Source organism: Streptomyces sp. NPDC088746 (assembly GCF_044751065.1).
In the GTDB taxonomy this organism is placed as follows: Bacteria; Actinomycetota; Actinomycetes; order Streptomycetales; family Streptomycetaceae; genus Streptomyces.
The window spans coordinates 892,257-906,613 of sequence record NZ_JBIVLA010000001.1 but is presented as its reverse complement, the minus strand read 5'-3'; the positions used below and the strand labels follow the sequence as shown (position 1 = coordinate 906,613).

15 protein-coding genes are annotated in these 14,357 nt (G+C 71.4%); 12 read left to right on the top strand and 3 right to left on the bottom strand.

All coding sequences use genetic code 11. The annotated features are described in order from the left end of the window. Window positions 1-25: 25 nt before the first annotated feature. Together ACIP63_RS04395 and ACIP63_RS04390 are read right to left on the bottom strand one after the other, a co-directional pair. Window positions 26-844, bottom strand: coding sequence for a DUF3097 domain-containing protein (locus tag ACIP63_RS04395; RefSeq protein ID WP_401511347.1), 819 nt, complete (start codon window positions 842-844; stop codon window positions 26-28). A gap of 25 nt (window positions 845-869) precedes the next feature. Next, entirely contained in the window at window positions 870-1,592 is a 723-nt protein-coding gene (locus ACIP63_RS04390; RefSeq protein ID WP_401511345.1) for an MBL fold metallo-hydrolase, read from the bottom strand. Between the two features lie 165 nt (window positions 1,593-1,757). On the opposite strand from ACIP63_RS04390, the gene hrcA reads away from it, so the two are divergent. The 7 genes from hrcA to ACIP63_RS04355 all read left to right on the top strand — a co-directional run bounded on the left by hrcA (window position 1,758) and on the right by ACIP63_RS04355 (window position 8,216). Beyond that, complete coding sequence (gene hrcA / locus ACIP63_RS04385) at window positions 1,758-2,774, top strand: heat-inducible transcriptional repressor HrcA (RefSeq protein WP_104785565.1); 1,017 nt, start codon at window positions 1,758-1,760, stop codon at window positions 2,772-2,774. Continuing rightward, on the top strand, window positions 2,775-3,914 hold the full coding sequence (dnaJ, locus tag ACIP63_RS04380; protein ID WP_393767095.1) for a molecular chaperone DnaJ: 1,140 nt from the start codon (window positions 2,775-2,777) through the stop codon (window positions 3,912-3,914). Between the two features lie 121 nt (window positions 3,915-4,035). Continuing rightward, window positions 4,036-5,109, top strand: a complete 1,074-nt coding sequence (locus tag ACIP63_RS04375) for a nitronate monooxygenase (RefSeq protein ID WP_401511344.1) — start codon at window positions 4,036-4,038, stop codon at window positions 5,107-5,109. Beyond that, a complete protein-coding gene (locus ACIP63_RS04370; protein ID WP_401511343.1) occupies window positions 5,106-5,852 on the top strand; it encodes a 16S rRNA (uracil(1498)-N(3))-methyltransferase in 747 nt (248 codons plus the stop codon). The genes ACIP63_RS04375 and ACIP63_RS04370 overlap by 4 nt, the downstream gene beginning before the upstream one ends. 77 nt (window positions 5,853-5,929) lie before the next feature. Beyond that, the gene (locus tag ACIP63_RS04365) at window positions 5,930-6,289 is read left to right on the top strand and encodes a histidine triad nucleotide-binding protein (protein ID WP_401511342.1); all 360 of its coding nucleotides are present in this window, start codon (window positions 5,930-5,932) and stop codon (window positions 6,287-6,289) included. A 15-nt stretch (window positions 6,290-6,304) separates the two neighbouring features. Beyond that, window positions 6,305-7,213 (top strand): ribonuclease Z, encoded by a 909-nt coding sequence (locus tag ACIP63_RS04360; RefSeq protein ID WP_401511340.1) that lies wholly within the window; start codon window positions 6,305-6,307, stop codon window positions 7,211-7,213. 10 nt (window positions 7,214-7,223) lie between these two features. Next, window positions 7,224-8,216: an adenosine deaminase gene (locus tag ACIP63_RS04355; RefSeq protein ID WP_401511338.1), complete on the top strand. Its 993-nt coding sequence runs from the start codon at window positions 7,224-7,226 to the stop codon at window positions 8,214-8,216. Here the strand turns inward: ACIP63_RS04355 and ACIP63_RS04350 are convergent. Then, window positions 8,201-9,538 carry an MFS transporter gene (locus ACIP63_RS04350; RefSeq protein WP_401511336.1) on the bottom strand — a complete coding sequence of 446 codons (1,338 nt, stop codon included), beginning with the start codon at window positions 9,536-9,538 and terminating at the stop codon, window positions 8,201-8,203. The two genes, ACIP63_RS04355 and ACIP63_RS04350, sit on opposite strands and share 16 nt — an antisense overlap. Before the next feature lie 405 nt (window positions 9,539-9,943). Between ACIP63_RS04350 and ACIP63_RS04345 the strand changes: the two genes are divergently transcribed. From ACIP63_RS04345 to ACIP63_RS04325, 5 genes are all read left to right on the top strand, one after another. Further along, the gene (locus ACIP63_RS04345; protein WP_393761877.1) at window positions 9,944-11,047 is read left to right on the top strand and encodes a carbohydrate kinase family protein; all 1,104 of its coding nucleotides are present in this window, start codon (window positions 9,944-9,946) and stop codon (window positions 11,045-11,047) included. 127 nt (window positions 11,048-11,174) lie between these two features. Next, entirely contained in the window at window positions 11,175-12,197 is a 1,023-nt protein-coding gene (locus ACIP63_RS04340) for a PhoH family protein (protein WP_401511335.1), read from the top strand. Window positions 12,198-12,209: 12 nt separating this feature from the next. Then, window positions 12,210-12,707 (top strand): rRNA maturation RNase YbeY, encoded by a 498-nt coding sequence (gene ybeY, locus ACIP63_RS04335; protein ID WP_277334053.1) that lies wholly within the window; start codon window positions 12,210-12,212, stop codon window positions 12,705-12,707. Then, window positions 12,704-13,987, top strand: a complete 1,284-nt coding sequence (locus ACIP63_RS04330; protein ID WP_401511334.1) for a hemolysin family protein — start codon at window positions 12,704-12,706, stop codon at window positions 13,985-13,987. The genes ybeY and ACIP63_RS04330 overlap by 4 nt, the downstream gene beginning before the upstream one ends. Beyond that, complete coding sequence (locus ACIP63_RS04325) at window positions 13,984-14,337, top strand: MmcQ/YjbR family DNA-binding protein (protein WP_401511332.1); 354 nt, start codon at window positions 13,984-13,986, stop codon at window positions 14,335-14,337. The genes ACIP63_RS04330 and ACIP63_RS04325 overlap by 4 nt, the downstream gene beginning before the upstream one ends. Window positions 14,338-14,357 lie beyond the last annotated feature (20 nt).

Below are 14,357 nucleotides of genomic sequence, written 5' to 3'. Positions count from 1 at the left end.
GATCCTCGTCAACCGTCCCGGGACATCAGGAAGGAAGGGTGACGAAGTCGATCAATTCCTCGACGCGGCCCAGCAGTTGCGGTTCCAGGTCCTTGTACGAGCCGACCTTGGAAAGAATGTGCTGCCAGGCCGCGCCCGTGTTCTCCGGCCAGCCCAGCGCGCGGCACACGCCCGTCTTCCAGTTTTGGCCGCGCGGGACGACCGGCCACCCGGGGATTCCCACGGACGACGGCTTCACCGCCTCCCAGACGTCGATGTACGGGTGCCCCACCACCAGCACGTCCGCGTCGGTGACCTGCGCGGCGATCCGGGACTCCTTGGAACCGGGCACGAGATGGTCGACCAGGACTCCGAGCCGGGCGTCAGGTCCGGGCGCGAACTCCCGCACGATCGCGGGGAGGTCGTCGACGCCCTCCAGGTACTCCACGACCACGCCCTCGATGCGCAGGTCGTCGCCCCAGACCCGCTCGACGAGCTCGGCGTCGTGCCGCCCCTCCACATAGATCCGGCCCGCCCGGGCCACCCGCGCCCGCGCCCCGGGCACCGCCACCGAGCCGGAGGCCGTACGGGAGGGCCGTGCAGGGCCGGCGGCCGACGGGCGCACCAGGGTGACCACCCTGCCCTCCAGCAGGAAGCCGCGCGGCTCCATCGGGAAGACCCGGTGCTTGCCGAAGCGGTCCTCCAGCGTGACCGTCGGGCCCTGGGCCGTCTTCTCGCACCGGATCACCGCCCCGCAGAAGCCGGTGACGGCCTCCTCGACCACCAGATCGGGCTCGGCGGGGACCTCGGGGGCGGGGGCGGACTTCTTCCACGGCGGAGTCAGATCCGGCTGGTAGCTGCGCATGGCAGCACGATAATCGGGGCCGTGTTCACGACACGCCGAACCGCACAGCCAGTTGCTCGCGCTGCGCCCGCACGAACGCCGCGTCCACCACCGCCCCGTGCCCCGGCACGTACAGCGCGTCCTCGCCGCCCAGCTCCAGCAGCCGGTCCAGCGCGGCCGGCCAGTGGGAGGGGGCCGCGTCCCGGCCCGCCTGCGGTTCGCCGGACTCCTCGACCAGATCGCCGCAGAGCACCACGACGGGGGAACCCGGCACCAGCACCGCGAGGTCGTGGCCGCTGTGACCGGGACCCACATTGGCCAGCAGCACCTGGAAGCCGCCGCCGAGGTCGAGCGTCCACTCGCCGCTCACCTGGTGCCGCGGGGCCACCAGGGCGTCCGTGGCCGCCGTGGCGTCCGCCTCGCCCATCCCGTGCCGCAGCGCGTCGGCGCGCAGCTCCTCGGCGCCCCGCCCCAGCAGCTCCGCCGTGCCGACCGCGCCGTAGACCTCCGCCCCGGAGAAGGCGGCGGTGCCCAGCACGTGGTCGAAGTGCGGATGGCTCAGTGCGATATGCGTCACCCTGCGGCCCAGCAGGGCCTCGGCCTGGGTGCGCAGTTCGACCCCCTCGCGGAGCGTCGCTCCGGTGTCGTAGAGCAGCGCACCGTCCGGCCCCGCCACCAGCGCGGCGGTCGCGTCCCAGACGGGGAGGCGCCGCCGTCCCGTACCGTTGCCCAACCGCTCCCAGCCGAACTCTTCCCAAGAGACGTCCATGAGACGACGCTATCGGCAACGACCTGCGCGATCCCACGACGGCGTGGCCGGTCGCCCTTGCCCCGGGCCCACCCCGCCCCCGTACACTGACCGGGGGGATTGCTGGCACTCGAACGCACAGAGTGCCAGGCAGACGCCGAAGAACCACAGCTGGAGGTGTGCGCGGTGCTCAGCGAACGCAGACTCGAAGTGCTGCGCGCCATCGTCCAGGACTATGTCGGCACCGAGGAGCCTGTCGGCTCCAAGGCGCTCACGGAGCGGCACAGCCTCGGGGTCTCCCCGGCGACTGTCCGCAACGACATGGCGGTGCTGGAGGACGAGGGCTTCATCGCCCAGCCGCACACGAGTGCGGGGCGCATTCCGACGGACAAGGGCTACCGGCTCTTCGTCGACAAGCTCGCGGGCGTCAAGCCCCTGTCGTCGCCGGAGCGCAGGGCCATTCAGAATTTCCTCGACGGCGCGGTCGACCTCGACGACGTCGTGGGCCGCACGGTCCGGCTGCTCGCGCAGCTGACCAGGCAGGTCGCCGTCGTGCAGTACCCCTCGCTGACCCGGTCGACGGTGCGGCACGTGGAGCTGCTGTCGCTGGCTCCGGCCCGGCTGATGCTCGTCCTGATCACGGACACGGGCCGGGTCGAACAGCGTATGATCGACTGCCCTGCGCCGTTCGGTGACACATCGCTGGCGGATCTGCGGGCCCGGCTCAACAGCCGGGTCGTCGGACGACGCTTCGCGGACGTCCCGCGGCTGGTGCAGGACCTGCCGGAGTCCTTCGAGACCGAGGACCGGGGAACCGTATCGACGGTGCTCTCCGTCCTCCTCGAGACTCTGGTCGAAGAAACGGAGGAGCGGCTGATCATCGGCGGCACCTCCAATCTCACCCGTTTCGGGCACGACTTCCCTGTGATGATCCGGCCGGTGCTGGAGGCATTGGAGGAGCAGGTCGTGCTGCTGAAGCTGCTCGGTGAGGCAACGGACTCAGGCATGACCGTACGGATCGGGCACGAGAACGCCCACGAGGGCCTCAACTCCACGTCCGTCGTCGCGGTCGGCTACGGTTCGGGCGACGAGGCAGTCGCCAAACTCGGCGTGGTCGGACCGACCCGCATGGACTACCCCGGAACGATGGGAGCGGTACGCGCAGTGGCACGTTACGTCGGACAGATCCTGGCGGATTCGTAAGTGGCCACGGACTACTACGCCGTACTAGGCGTGCGCCGCGACGCATCTCAGGACGAGATCAAGAAGGCATTCCGTCGGCTCGCACGCGAGCTGCACCCGGATGTCAACCCGGATCCGAAGACCCAGGAGCGGTTCAAGGAGATCAACGCCGCTTACGAGGTGTTGTCGGACCCGCAGAAGAAGCAGGTCTACGACCTCGGTGGCGACCCGCTGTCCTCCTCGGGCGGCGGCGGTGGCGCGGGAGGGTTCGGAGCCGGCGGCTTCGGCAACTTCAGCGACATCATGGACGCGTTCTTCGGCAACGCCGCGCAGCGCGGGCCCCGTTCGCGGACCCGTCGCGGCCAGGACGCCATGATCCGCCTGGAGATCGACCTCAACGAGGCGGCCTTCGGCACGACCAAGGACATCCAGGTCGACACGGCGGTCGTCTGTACGACCTGCAGTGGCGAGGGCGCCGCACCCGGCACCTCCGCGCAGACCTGTGACATGTGCCGCGGCCGCGGCGAGGTCTCCCAGGTCACGAGGTCCTTCCTCGGCCAGGTCATGACCTCGCGGCCCTGCCCGCAGTGCCAGGGCTTCGGCACGGTCGTGCCGACCCCGTGCCCCGAGTGCGCCGGTGACGGCCGTATCCGCTCGCGGCGCACCCTCACCGTGAAGATCCCGGCCGGTGTCGACAACGGCACCCGGATCCAGCTCGCGGGCGAGGGCGAGGTCGGCCCCGGCGGCGGCCCCGCCGGCGACCTGTACGTCGAGATCCACGAGGTCTCGCACGCCGTGTTCCAGCGGCGCGGCGACGACCTGCACTGCACGGTCACCATCCCGATGACGGCCGCGGCGCTCGGCACCCAGGTGCCGCTGGAGACGCTCGACGGGCTGGAGGAGATCGACATCAGGCCGGGCACCCAGTCCGGCCAGTCGGTCCCGCTGCACGGGCGCGGCATCACGCACCTGCGTGGCGGCGGGCGCGGCGACCTGATCGTGCACGTCGAGGTCATGACCCCGACGAAGATGGACCCCGAGCAGGAGCGCCTCCTGCGGGAGTTGTCCAAGCTGCGCGGCGAGGAGCGGCCCACCGGTCAGTTCCAGCCCGGGCAGCAGGGCCTCTTCTCCCGCCTGAAGGACGCCTTCAACGGCCGCTGAACCCTGTCACCGCACCGCCCGCCGGTCCCGTACCGGCGGGCGGTGCGGTGTGTGCGGCGGGCGTCCGCCGTGTGAAAGGGGCTGATTCGGCACGATCCGCGGGACGTGGCACGATGCGGGCATGTCCTTGGCGCTGACCGATCTCTGCCGGTACCCGATCGTGCAGGCCCCGATGGCGGGAGGCGTCTCCCGTCCGGAGCTGGCCGCCGCCGTCGCCGAGGCCGGAGGGCTCGGTTTCCTCGCCGCCGGCTACAAGACGGCCGACGGGATGTACAACGAGGTGAAGCAGCTCCGGCGGATGACCGGCGGGGCCTTCGGCGTCAACCTCTTCATGCCGCAGCCGCTGGTCGCCGACCCCAGCGCCGTCGAGGTCTACCGCGAGCAGCTCGCCGGTGAGGCCTCCTGGTACGAAACCCCGCTCGGCGACCCGGACTCCAGCGGCGACGACGGTTACGAGGCCAAGGTCGCGATCCTGCTGGAGGATCCGGTCCCCGTGGTCTCCTTCACCTTCGGCTGCCCCACCCGCGAGGTCCTCGACGCCTTCGCCGCCGCCGGCACGTTCACCGTCGTCACGGTCACCTCGGCCCAGGAGGCGCGCAACGCCGCGTGGGCGGGCGCCGGCGCGGTCTGCGTGCAGGGCACCGAGGCGGGTGGCCACCAGTCGACGCACCGTGACGACCCGCAGGGCGGCCTCGCCGGCACCGGGCTCCTCGCCCTGATCGCCGAGGTCCGCGAGGCCGTGCAGATGCCCCTCGTCGCGACCGGGGGGATCATGCGCGGCTCCCAGATCACGGCAGTCCTGGCGGCCGGGGCCGACGCCGCCCAGCTCGGTACGGCGTTCCTGCCGTGCCCGGAGTCCGGAGCGCACCCCCTGCACAAGCAGGCCCTGACCAACCCGCTGTTCGTGACGACGGCCCTGACCCGGGCCTTCTCCGGCCGCCCCGCGCGGGGACTGGTCAACCGGTTCGTGCGGGAACACGGGCCGTACGCCCCCTCCGCCTACCCGCAGGTGCACCAGCTGACCAGCGGGCTGCGCAAGGCCGCGGCGAAGACCGGGGACGCCCAGGGCATGGCCCTGTGGGCCGGCCAGGGGCACCGGATGGCACGCGAGCTGCCCGCCGGGGAGCTCGTGGGCCTGCTCGCCGCCGAATCGGAAGCCGCGCGTGCGGCAGTGAGTGTGAGGAGTGCCCGGTGACGGCACCTGTCTTCGTCGTCGAACAGCTGCCCGGCGGGCCGGAGTACGTCCTGGACGGTCCCGAGGGCCGGCACGCCGTGTCCGTGAAGCGGATGGAGCCGGGGGAGGACGTCGTCCTGACCGACGGGCGGGGCCGCTGGGCGGAAGGCGTCGTACGAGCGGCCGAGGGCAAGGACCGGCTCGTGGTCACCGGACTCGGAAGCGTCCACGAGGAGGACGCACCCGCGCCCCGCCTCACCGTCGTCCAGGCGCTGCCCAAGGGCGACCGCGGTGAGCTGGCCGTGGAGACGATGACCGAGACCGGCGTCGACGCGATCGTGCCCTGGCAGGCCGCGCGCTGCATCACGCAGTGGAAGGGCGACCGGGGCCTCAAGTCCCTCGCCAAGTGGCGCAGCACCGCGCGCGAGGCGGGGAAGCAGTCGCGCAGGGTGCGTTTCCCCGAGGTGACGGAGGCCATGACCACCAAGCAGGTCGCCGCCCTGCTGGCCGGGGCGGACTTCGCGGGCGTCCTGCACGAGGACCGGGACAGCGGCAGCGAGCCGCTCGCCACCGCCGAACTCCCCGCCGACGGCACCATCGTGCTGGTCGTGGGCCCGGAGGGCGGGGTCTCCCCCCAGGAGCTGGCCGCCTTCGCCGAGGCGGGAGCGCCCCCGTACCGGCTCGGTCCCAGTGTGCTGCGGACCTCGACCGCGGGGACGGCAGCGGCGGCCCTCCTGATGGGACGCACCGGGCGCTGGAGCTGACAGCCGCCCGCCCGCCCCGGGCGGATAGCATGCCGGTGTACTGATCACGAGGACCGAACGACCTAGGAGGCCGGGCCATGGCGGGAGAACCGCAGACCGACTGCCTGTTCTGCAAGATCGTTACAGGGGACATCCCGGCGACCATCGTGCGCGAGAGCGAAACGACCCTCGCCTTCCGCGACATAAACCCCCAGGCCCCGACCCACGTCCTGGTCATCCCCAAGGCGCACTACCCCGACGCCGCCGCACTCGCCGCCGCCGACCCGCGGGCCGCCGCCGACGTGCTGCGCGAGGCGGGTCTGGTCGCCGCCGACGAGAAGCTCACCGACACCGGCTACCGCATCGTGCTCAACACCGGTGCGGGCGCCGGTCAGACCGTCTTCCACGCGCACGCCCACGTCCTGGGCGGCCGCGGGATGCAGTGGCCCCCCGGTTAGGGAGCGCCACCACCCGTGTCCGTACGAGAGCTCGTGATCCTCGGCACCGCCAGCCAGGTGCCGACCCGTCACCGCAACCACAACGGCTATCTGCTGCGCTGGGACGGCGAGGGCATCCTCTTCGACCCGGGCGAGGGCACGCAGCGCCAGATGCTGCGGGCGGGCGTCGCCGCTCATGACATCGACCGCATCTGTGTCACGCACTTCCACGGCGATCACTCGCTGGGTCTGGCAGGCGTCATCCAGCGGATCAACCTCGACCAGGTGCCGCACCCCGTCACCGCCCACTTCCCGGCGAGCGGCCAGCGCTTCTTCGACCGGCTGCGGTACGCGACCGCCTACCGCGAGTCCGTCGAGCTGACCGAGGTTCCGGTCGCCGCCGACGGCGTCCTCGCCACCACCGCCGCGTACACCCTCGACAGCCGCCGGCTCTCGCACCCCGTCGAGTCCTACGGTTACCGCCTCACCGAGCCCGACCGGCTGCGCATGCTGCCCGCGAAGCTGGCCGAGCACGGCATCGGCGGGCCCGACGTCGGACGGATCCAGCGGGACGGGGTGCTGCGCGGCATCCCGCTGGAGGACGTCTCCGAACCCCGCCGCGGACAGCGGTTCGCGTTCGTCATGGACACCCGGCTCTGCGACGGAGCGTTCGCCCTCGCCGAGGGGTGCGACATGCTGGTCATCGAGTCGACGTTCCTCGACGAGGACAGCAGGCTCGCCGCCGACCACGGTCACCTCACCGCCGGCCAGGCGGCCCGGGTGGCGAAGGAGTCGGGCGTACGGCACCTCGTGCTGACGCACTTCTCCCAGCGCTACACCGAACCCGACGTCTTCGAGCGCCAGGCCAGGGCAGCCGGCTTCGAAGGCGAACTGACCATCGCCCAGGACCTGATCAGGGTCCCGGTACCCACCCGCCACACGTAACGAGAACCCCGTGCACCTCCCCAAGGCCGAACTCCACCTCCACATCGAAGGCACCCTCGAACCCGAGCTGGCCTTCGCGCTCGCCGCACGCAACGGCGTGGACCTGCCCTACGCGGACACCGAAGAGCTGCGCACCGCCTACCTCTTCGACGACCTGCAGAGCTTCCTCGACCTCTACTACGCCCTCATGGCGGTCCTGCGCACCGAGGACGACTTCGCCGAACTGGCCGACGCCTACCTCGCCCGCGCCGCCGCCCAGGGCGTCCGGCACGCGGAGATCTTCTTCGACCCGCAGGCCCACACCGACCGGGGCGTCCCGATCGGCACCGTGATCGAGGGGCTCGGCAGGGCGCTGGACCGCAGCGAGGAGACGCACGGCATCTCCACCCAGCTGATCATGTGCTTCCTGCGCGACAAGTCCGCCGGGTCCGCGCTGGAGACCCTGGAAGCCGCGAAGCCGTACCTGCACCGCATCAGCGCCGTGGGCCTGGACTCGGCGGAGGTCGGGCACCCGCCCGCGAAGTTCCGCGAGGTGTACGCGGCCGCCGCGGCCCTCGGCCTGCGCAAGGTCGCCCACGCCGGCGAGGAGGGCCCGCCGGAGTACATCCGGGAGGCCCTCGACGTCCTCGGTGTCGAACGGATCGACCACGGCCTGCGCTGCATGGAGGACCCGGAGCTGGTGGACCGGCTGGTGTCCGAGCGGATCCCGCTGACCCTCTGCCCGCTCTCGAACGTACGGCTGCGCGCCATCGACGTCCTGGAGGAGCACCCGCTGCGGTCCATGATGGCCGCGGGCCTGCTCTGCACGGTGAACTCCGACGACCCCGCCTACTTCGGCGGATACGTCGGAGACACCTTCCACGCCGTGCACGAGGCGCTCGGCCTGGACCGCGAACAGCTGCGGACCCTGGCCCGTAACTCCTTCGAGGCGGCCTTCCTCGACCACGACGAGGAGCGCAGGGCGCGCTACCTCTCCGAGGTCGAGGCCTACACGTTCGACTGACCGGAACCGCCGTCCGGTCCCGCCGCCCGGATCGCGCTCCGCACCAGCCGCCTGCGCCGCAGCGCGGGCACGCTGATCTCCGCGACCTCCTGCTCCGGCGCGCCCAGCCTGGGCACCGCGCCGGAGAGGCTGTTGGTCGTGGCGGCGAGGAGCGCGGCCGGGGCACCGCCCCTGCGCCGGACGGAACCGGGCACCAGCGGCCGGCCGCCGGTGTGCAGCGCCACCGCCGTGACGGGAGCCGCGACCAGGAGCGTGGCGGCCCCCAGGACCAGTCCCATCACCGCGTAGCCCGCCTGCTCGGAGAGCACGCTGCCGAGCAGGGGGCCGCAGGCCGTGCCGACGGATGCCGCCGAACCCGCGAGGACCGCCCATCGGCCGCGCACGTCCAGCGACGCGGCCAGCCCGATCAGATACGACAGGACCACCGGGTAGAAGGTGTTCCACACGATCTCACCGGTCGCGAACGACCCCAGGTCCTCGGCCGAGGAGCTGAGCACGATGCTTCCCGCGATGATCATCGTCCCGAGGCCGATCGGGACCGCCCGGCCGAGCCGGGCTCCCAGGACGCCCGCGCCCATCACGCCGAGCAGTCCCGCTCCCAGCGCGGCGGCGAACACCGCGCCGATGGTCACCTCGGAGAGACCGACCTGGACGGCGCCGATGCGGCTGCTCACGCCCCACAGGGCGTTCTGCGCCATGGACCAGACGAGCATCCCGCCCGCCAGGACCAGCCCCGACCGCCGGTGCGGCAGCCGTCCCTGCACCGGCGACGCCCCGCCGGCCTGGGCGGGGCCGCCCAGCCGGGAGGTCGCGGGCCAGACGAGCAGCGCGACCAGCGCGATGGAGGCGAACGGAAGCCGGTGGCCGCCACCCAGGTGAGGGATCGTCAGGTAGAGGGCCCCCGCCGTCGCCGAGACGCTGAGCAGCCCGAGGGACGAGGTCCGGTGCGGGTCGCTCTGCGCCGCGATGCCGGACGCCGCGACCGCGGTCGCCGTACCCGATCCGAAGCCGCCGATCACGACACCCGCGATCACCAGGGGCATCGAGGTGGTCAGCGCCGCGCAGCCGTAGCCGAGCATCGCCAGCAGCAGTCCCGCGCGTGCCGGTCTGCACGACCCGAATCTCTCGACGCGTCCCGCCAGCGCGAAGCCGGCCGACGCCGAGCTGAGCAGGAGGGCACTGCCGACGAGGCCGGCCTGGGCGGAGCTCAGGCCCAGATAGGTGCTGAGGCGGCCGACGATGGTGGGGAGGAGATAGGCGGCGAGGTAACCGGCGGTGAACACGGCGACCAGGGGCCACGCGGCGCGAGGGCGCGAGGACATGGGCGTTCCTGAGGACATGCCAGAAGAGGCGGAAGAAGGCAGGGGAGGGTGGAGCGGGGCAAGGCGGGGGAGGGCAAGGCAGAGGTGGAGCAGGGGAGGGTGGAGCGGGGCAGGGCAGGGGAGGGTGAGGCGAGGAAAAGCGGGAGAAGCGGCACTCTCGTCAACTGTCCCGAACGGTGCTCGCGGGGCAATTTGTATCAAGCGCGCCCTGGCGACGGAAAGTCGGCTCGATGTGATCTGGGTCACGTTCAGGTTTATGCATGAACGAGGCGGGTAGTTGCGCATGTTTATGCAGGTGGGAGTGAGTTTGCGCGGTACGGCGCGGGCCCTCCGGAAGCGGCGGCGGATCCGGCACACTGGCCGCATCCTCCACTGTTCAGATCTGCCGAGGCCCGGGAGCGCACGGTGAGTACAGCTGATCCAGGCATCGACCCGCTGCTCGGGCTGCGCGCCCCGCAGGATCCGGCCTGTGACGTCTTCCTGACCGGCACGGTCTTCCTCGACATCATCTTCACCGGGCTGGACAGCGCACCCGTGCGCGGGACGGAGTCCTGGGCCCGGGGGATGGGCTCCAGCCCCGGGGGCGTCGCCAACATGGCCACTGCCCTCGCCCGGCTCGGTCTCCACACCTCACTGGCCGCCGCCTTCGGCGACGACCACTACGGCGAGTACTGCTGGGACGCCCTCGAACAGGGCGAGGGCATCGACCTGGCCATGTCGCGCACGGTCCCCGGCTGGCACTCGCCCGTCACCGTCTCCATGGCGTACGAGGGCGAGCGCACGATGGTCTCGCACGGTCACGAGGCGCCGGCCCCCGCCGCCGCCGTGCCCCCCGGCAGTACGTTCCCGCACTGCCCGCCCCGGGCCCGCGCCGCCGTCGCCTCACTGACCCCCGGCCGCAGCGAGCCCTGGGTGGCCGGGGCCGCCCGGAACGGCGCGATGGTCTTCGCCGACGTCGGCTGGGACGAGACGGGTCGCTGGGACCTGGACGCCCTGCCCGACCTCGGGCACTGCCTGGCCTTCCTCCCGAACGCCGAGGAGGCCATGCGCTACACCCGCACGGACTGCCCGCGCGCCGCCGCCCACGCCCTGGCCGAGCGGGTACCGCTGGCCGTGGTCACCCTGGGCGCCGAGGGCGCCTACGCGGTGGACCGGGAGGCCGGTACGGCCGCCGAGGTGCCCGCCATCGCGGTGGAGGCCCTGGACCCCACGGGGGCCGGCGACGTCTTCGTGGCCGGATTCGTCACCGGGACCCTGGCCGGCTGGCCGCTCGCCGACCGCCTCGCCTTCGCGGGACTGACGGCCGCGCTGTCCGTACAGGAGTTCGGTGGATCGCTGTCCGCACCCGGATGGGCGGAGATCGCCGGCTGGTGGCAGCAGGTACGCACCTGCGCCGACCAGGACCCGGCGGCACTGGAGCGCTACGCCTTCCTGGACGAGCTGCTGCCCGCCTCCAGCAGGGCGTGGCCCCTGCGCCGCGCCGTCCCGACCATCGGCTTCCGCCAGTGAAAGCCTGATGATCACCGGGTAAAACCTCTCGGTGTTGTCGGCGGGGAGTCGTACGCTGGTACTCCAGAGGCGGTCGAGCAGCGACTGCCCTGCAACGGGAGGTATGCGCAGGCCCGAGGGCCGGCCCATGACTCAGTCACCGACACAGCCGCAGGCGCGCGCCCAGATCAGCATTCCGGCCGCACACCCCATGGTGATGCTCCTGGGGTCGGGCGACTCGCTGTTGCGCGTCATCGAAACGGCGTTCCCGGCCGTCGACATCCATGTCCGGGGCAATGAGATAAGCGCGACTGGAAGCGCGGCGGACGTCGCCCTCATCCAGCGCCTGTTCGACGAGATGGTGCTGGTGCTCCGCACCGGGCTGCCGATGACGGAGGACGCTGTGGAACGCTCGATCGCCATGCTCAGGGCGAGCGGGAACGGCAACGCGGAAGGGGCCGAGACCCCCGCCGAGGTGCTCACCCAGAACATCCTCTCCAGCCGTGGCCGCACGATCCGCCCCAAGACGCTCAACCAGAAGCGTTACGTCGACGCGATCGACAAGCACACCATCGTCTTCGGCATCGGTCCCGCGGGCACCGGAAAGACCTACCTGGCCATGGCCAAGGCGGTCCAGGCGCTGCAGTCCAAGCAGGTCAGCCGCATCATCCTCACCAGGCCCGCCGTCGAGGCGGGGGAGCGGCTCGGCTTCCTGCCCGGCACGCTCTTCGACAAGATCGACCCGTATCTGCGCCCGCTCTACGACGCCCTGCACGACATGCTCGACCCCGACTCGATCCCCCGGCTCATGGCCGCGGGCACCATCGAGGTCGCGCCGCTCGCCTACATGCGTGGTCGGACCCTGAACGATGCTTTCATCATCCTGGACGAGGCGCAGAACACCAGCGCCGAGCAGATGAAGATGTTCCTCACCCGCCTCGGCTTCGACTCCAAGATCGTCGTCACCGGTGACGTCACCCAGGTGGACCTGCCGACCGGCACCAAGAGCGGTCTCCGCCAGGTCCAGGAGATCCTCCAGGACGTGGATGACGTGCACTTCTCCCGGCTCACCTCCCAGGATGTCGTCCGGCACAAGCTCGTCGGCCGTATCGTCGACGCGTACGAGAAGTACGACAACGCAGAGGGCCCCAAGGGCCGCAACGGGAAGTAGTCGCAGCGCACCATGTCGATCGACGTCAACAACGAGTCCGGAACCGAGGTCGACGAGCAGGCGATCCTCGACATCGCCCGCTACGCCCTCGCCCGGATGCGGATCCACCCGCTGTCCGAACTCTCGGTGATCGTGGTGGACACCGCCGCCATGGAGCAGCTCCACATCCAGTGGATGGACCTCCCCGGCCCGACGGACGTCATGTCCTTCCCGATGGACGAGCTCCGTCCCCCGGCCAAGGACGACGAGGAGCCCCCGCAGGGGCTCCTCGGTGACATCGTGCTCTGCCCGGAGGTCGCGAAGAAGCAGGGCGAGGACGCCGAGACGCAGCACTCGATGGACGAGGAGCTCCAGCTCCTCACCGTCCACGGGGTGCTGCACCTCCTCGGGTACGACCACGAGGAGCCGGACGAGAAGGCCGAGATGTTCGGCCTCCAGGCCGCGATCGTCGACGGCTGGCGCGGCGAGCGCGGCCTGACCGGGCCGTCCCCCGCCCCCACCGTCTCGTGAGCGTCCCCCTCGTCTTCGGCGCGGTCCTGCTGATCGTCGTCGGCTGGCTCGCGGCGTGCGCCGAGGCCGGCATCGCGCGCACGTCCAGCTTCCGTGCGGCGGAGGCCGTCCGGGCCGGGCGGCGCGGCAGCGCCAAGCTGGAGCAGGTCGCCGCCGACCCCACCCGCTATCTGAACGTGGCCCTGCTCGTGCGGGTCGCCTGCGAGATGTCGGCCGGGGTGCTCGTCACCTACGCCTGCCTCAAGGAGTTGCCGGAGACCTGGGAGGCGCTCGCCGTCGCCATGGGCGTCATGGTCCTCGTCAGCTACGTCGCCATCGGGGTCTCGCCGCGCACCATCGGCCGCCAGCACCCGCTGAACACGGCCACGGCCGCGGCGTACGCCCTGCTGCCGCTGGCCAGGATCATGGGCCCGATCCCGCAGCTGCTGATCCTCCTCGGCAACGCGCTGACCCCGGGCAAGGGCTTCCGCAAGGGCCCGTTCGCCAGTGAGGCCGAACTGCGCGCCATGGTCGACCTCGCCGAGCAGGAGTCGCTCATCGAGGACGAGGAGCGCCGCATGGTGCACTCGGTCTTCGAGCTCGGCGACACCCTCGTGCGCGAGGTCATGGTGCCCCGTACGGACCTGGTCTGCATCGAGCGGTACAAGACGGTCCGTCAGGCACTGACCCTCGCACTGCGCTCCGGCTTCTCGCGGATCCCGGTCACCGGGGAGAACGAGGACGACATCGTCGGGATCGTCTACCTCAAGGACCTGGTCCGCAAGACGCACATCAACCGGGACGCGGAGGCGGACCTGGTCTCCACGGCGATGCGCCCCGCCGCGTTCGTCCCCGACACGAAGAACGCCGGTGACCTGCTGCGCGAGATGCAGCAGGACCGCAGCCACGTCGCCGTCGTCATCGACGAGTACGGCGGCACGGCCGGCATCGTCACCATCGAGGACATCCTCGAGGAGATCGTCGGCGAGATCACCGACGAGTACGACCGCGAACTCCCGCCGGTCCAGGAGCTGGAGAACGGCTGCTTCCGGGTGACCGCCCGGCTCGACATCGGCGATCTCGGGGAGCTGTTCGGCCTCGACGCGTACGACGACGAGGACGTGGAGACCGTCGGCGGACTGCTGGCGAAGGCGCTCGGGCGGGTCCCGATCTCCGGAGCCTCCTCGATCGTCGACCTCCCCGACGGGCGCAAGCTCCGTCTCACCGCGGAGTCCCCGGCGGGCCGCAGGAACAAGATCGTCACGGTGCTGGTGGAACCGGAGGGAACGGAATCGCCATGACTCCCCAGGAGCTGCGCACGTTCTGCCTGGAGTTCAACGCGAGCGCGGAGGAGTTTCCCTTCGGGCCCGAGGCCTCGGTCTTCAAGGTCCTGGGAAAGATGTTCGCCCTGAGCGCGCTCGACGGGCGGCCTCTGCAGGTCAGTCTCAAGTGCGACCCGGACGACGCGCTGCGGCTCCGCAAGGAGCACGCCGCGATCGTCCCCGGCTGGCACCTGAACAAGCGGCACTGGAACACCGTGACGGTCTCCGAGCTCCCGGACAGGATGGTCCGGGAGCTCGTGGAGGACAGTTACGACCTTGTGGTGGCCGGGCTCCCCAAGGCGGAACGGCTGCGCCTGGACCGGCCGTAGGGGCTCGCGGGGCCGCGCGC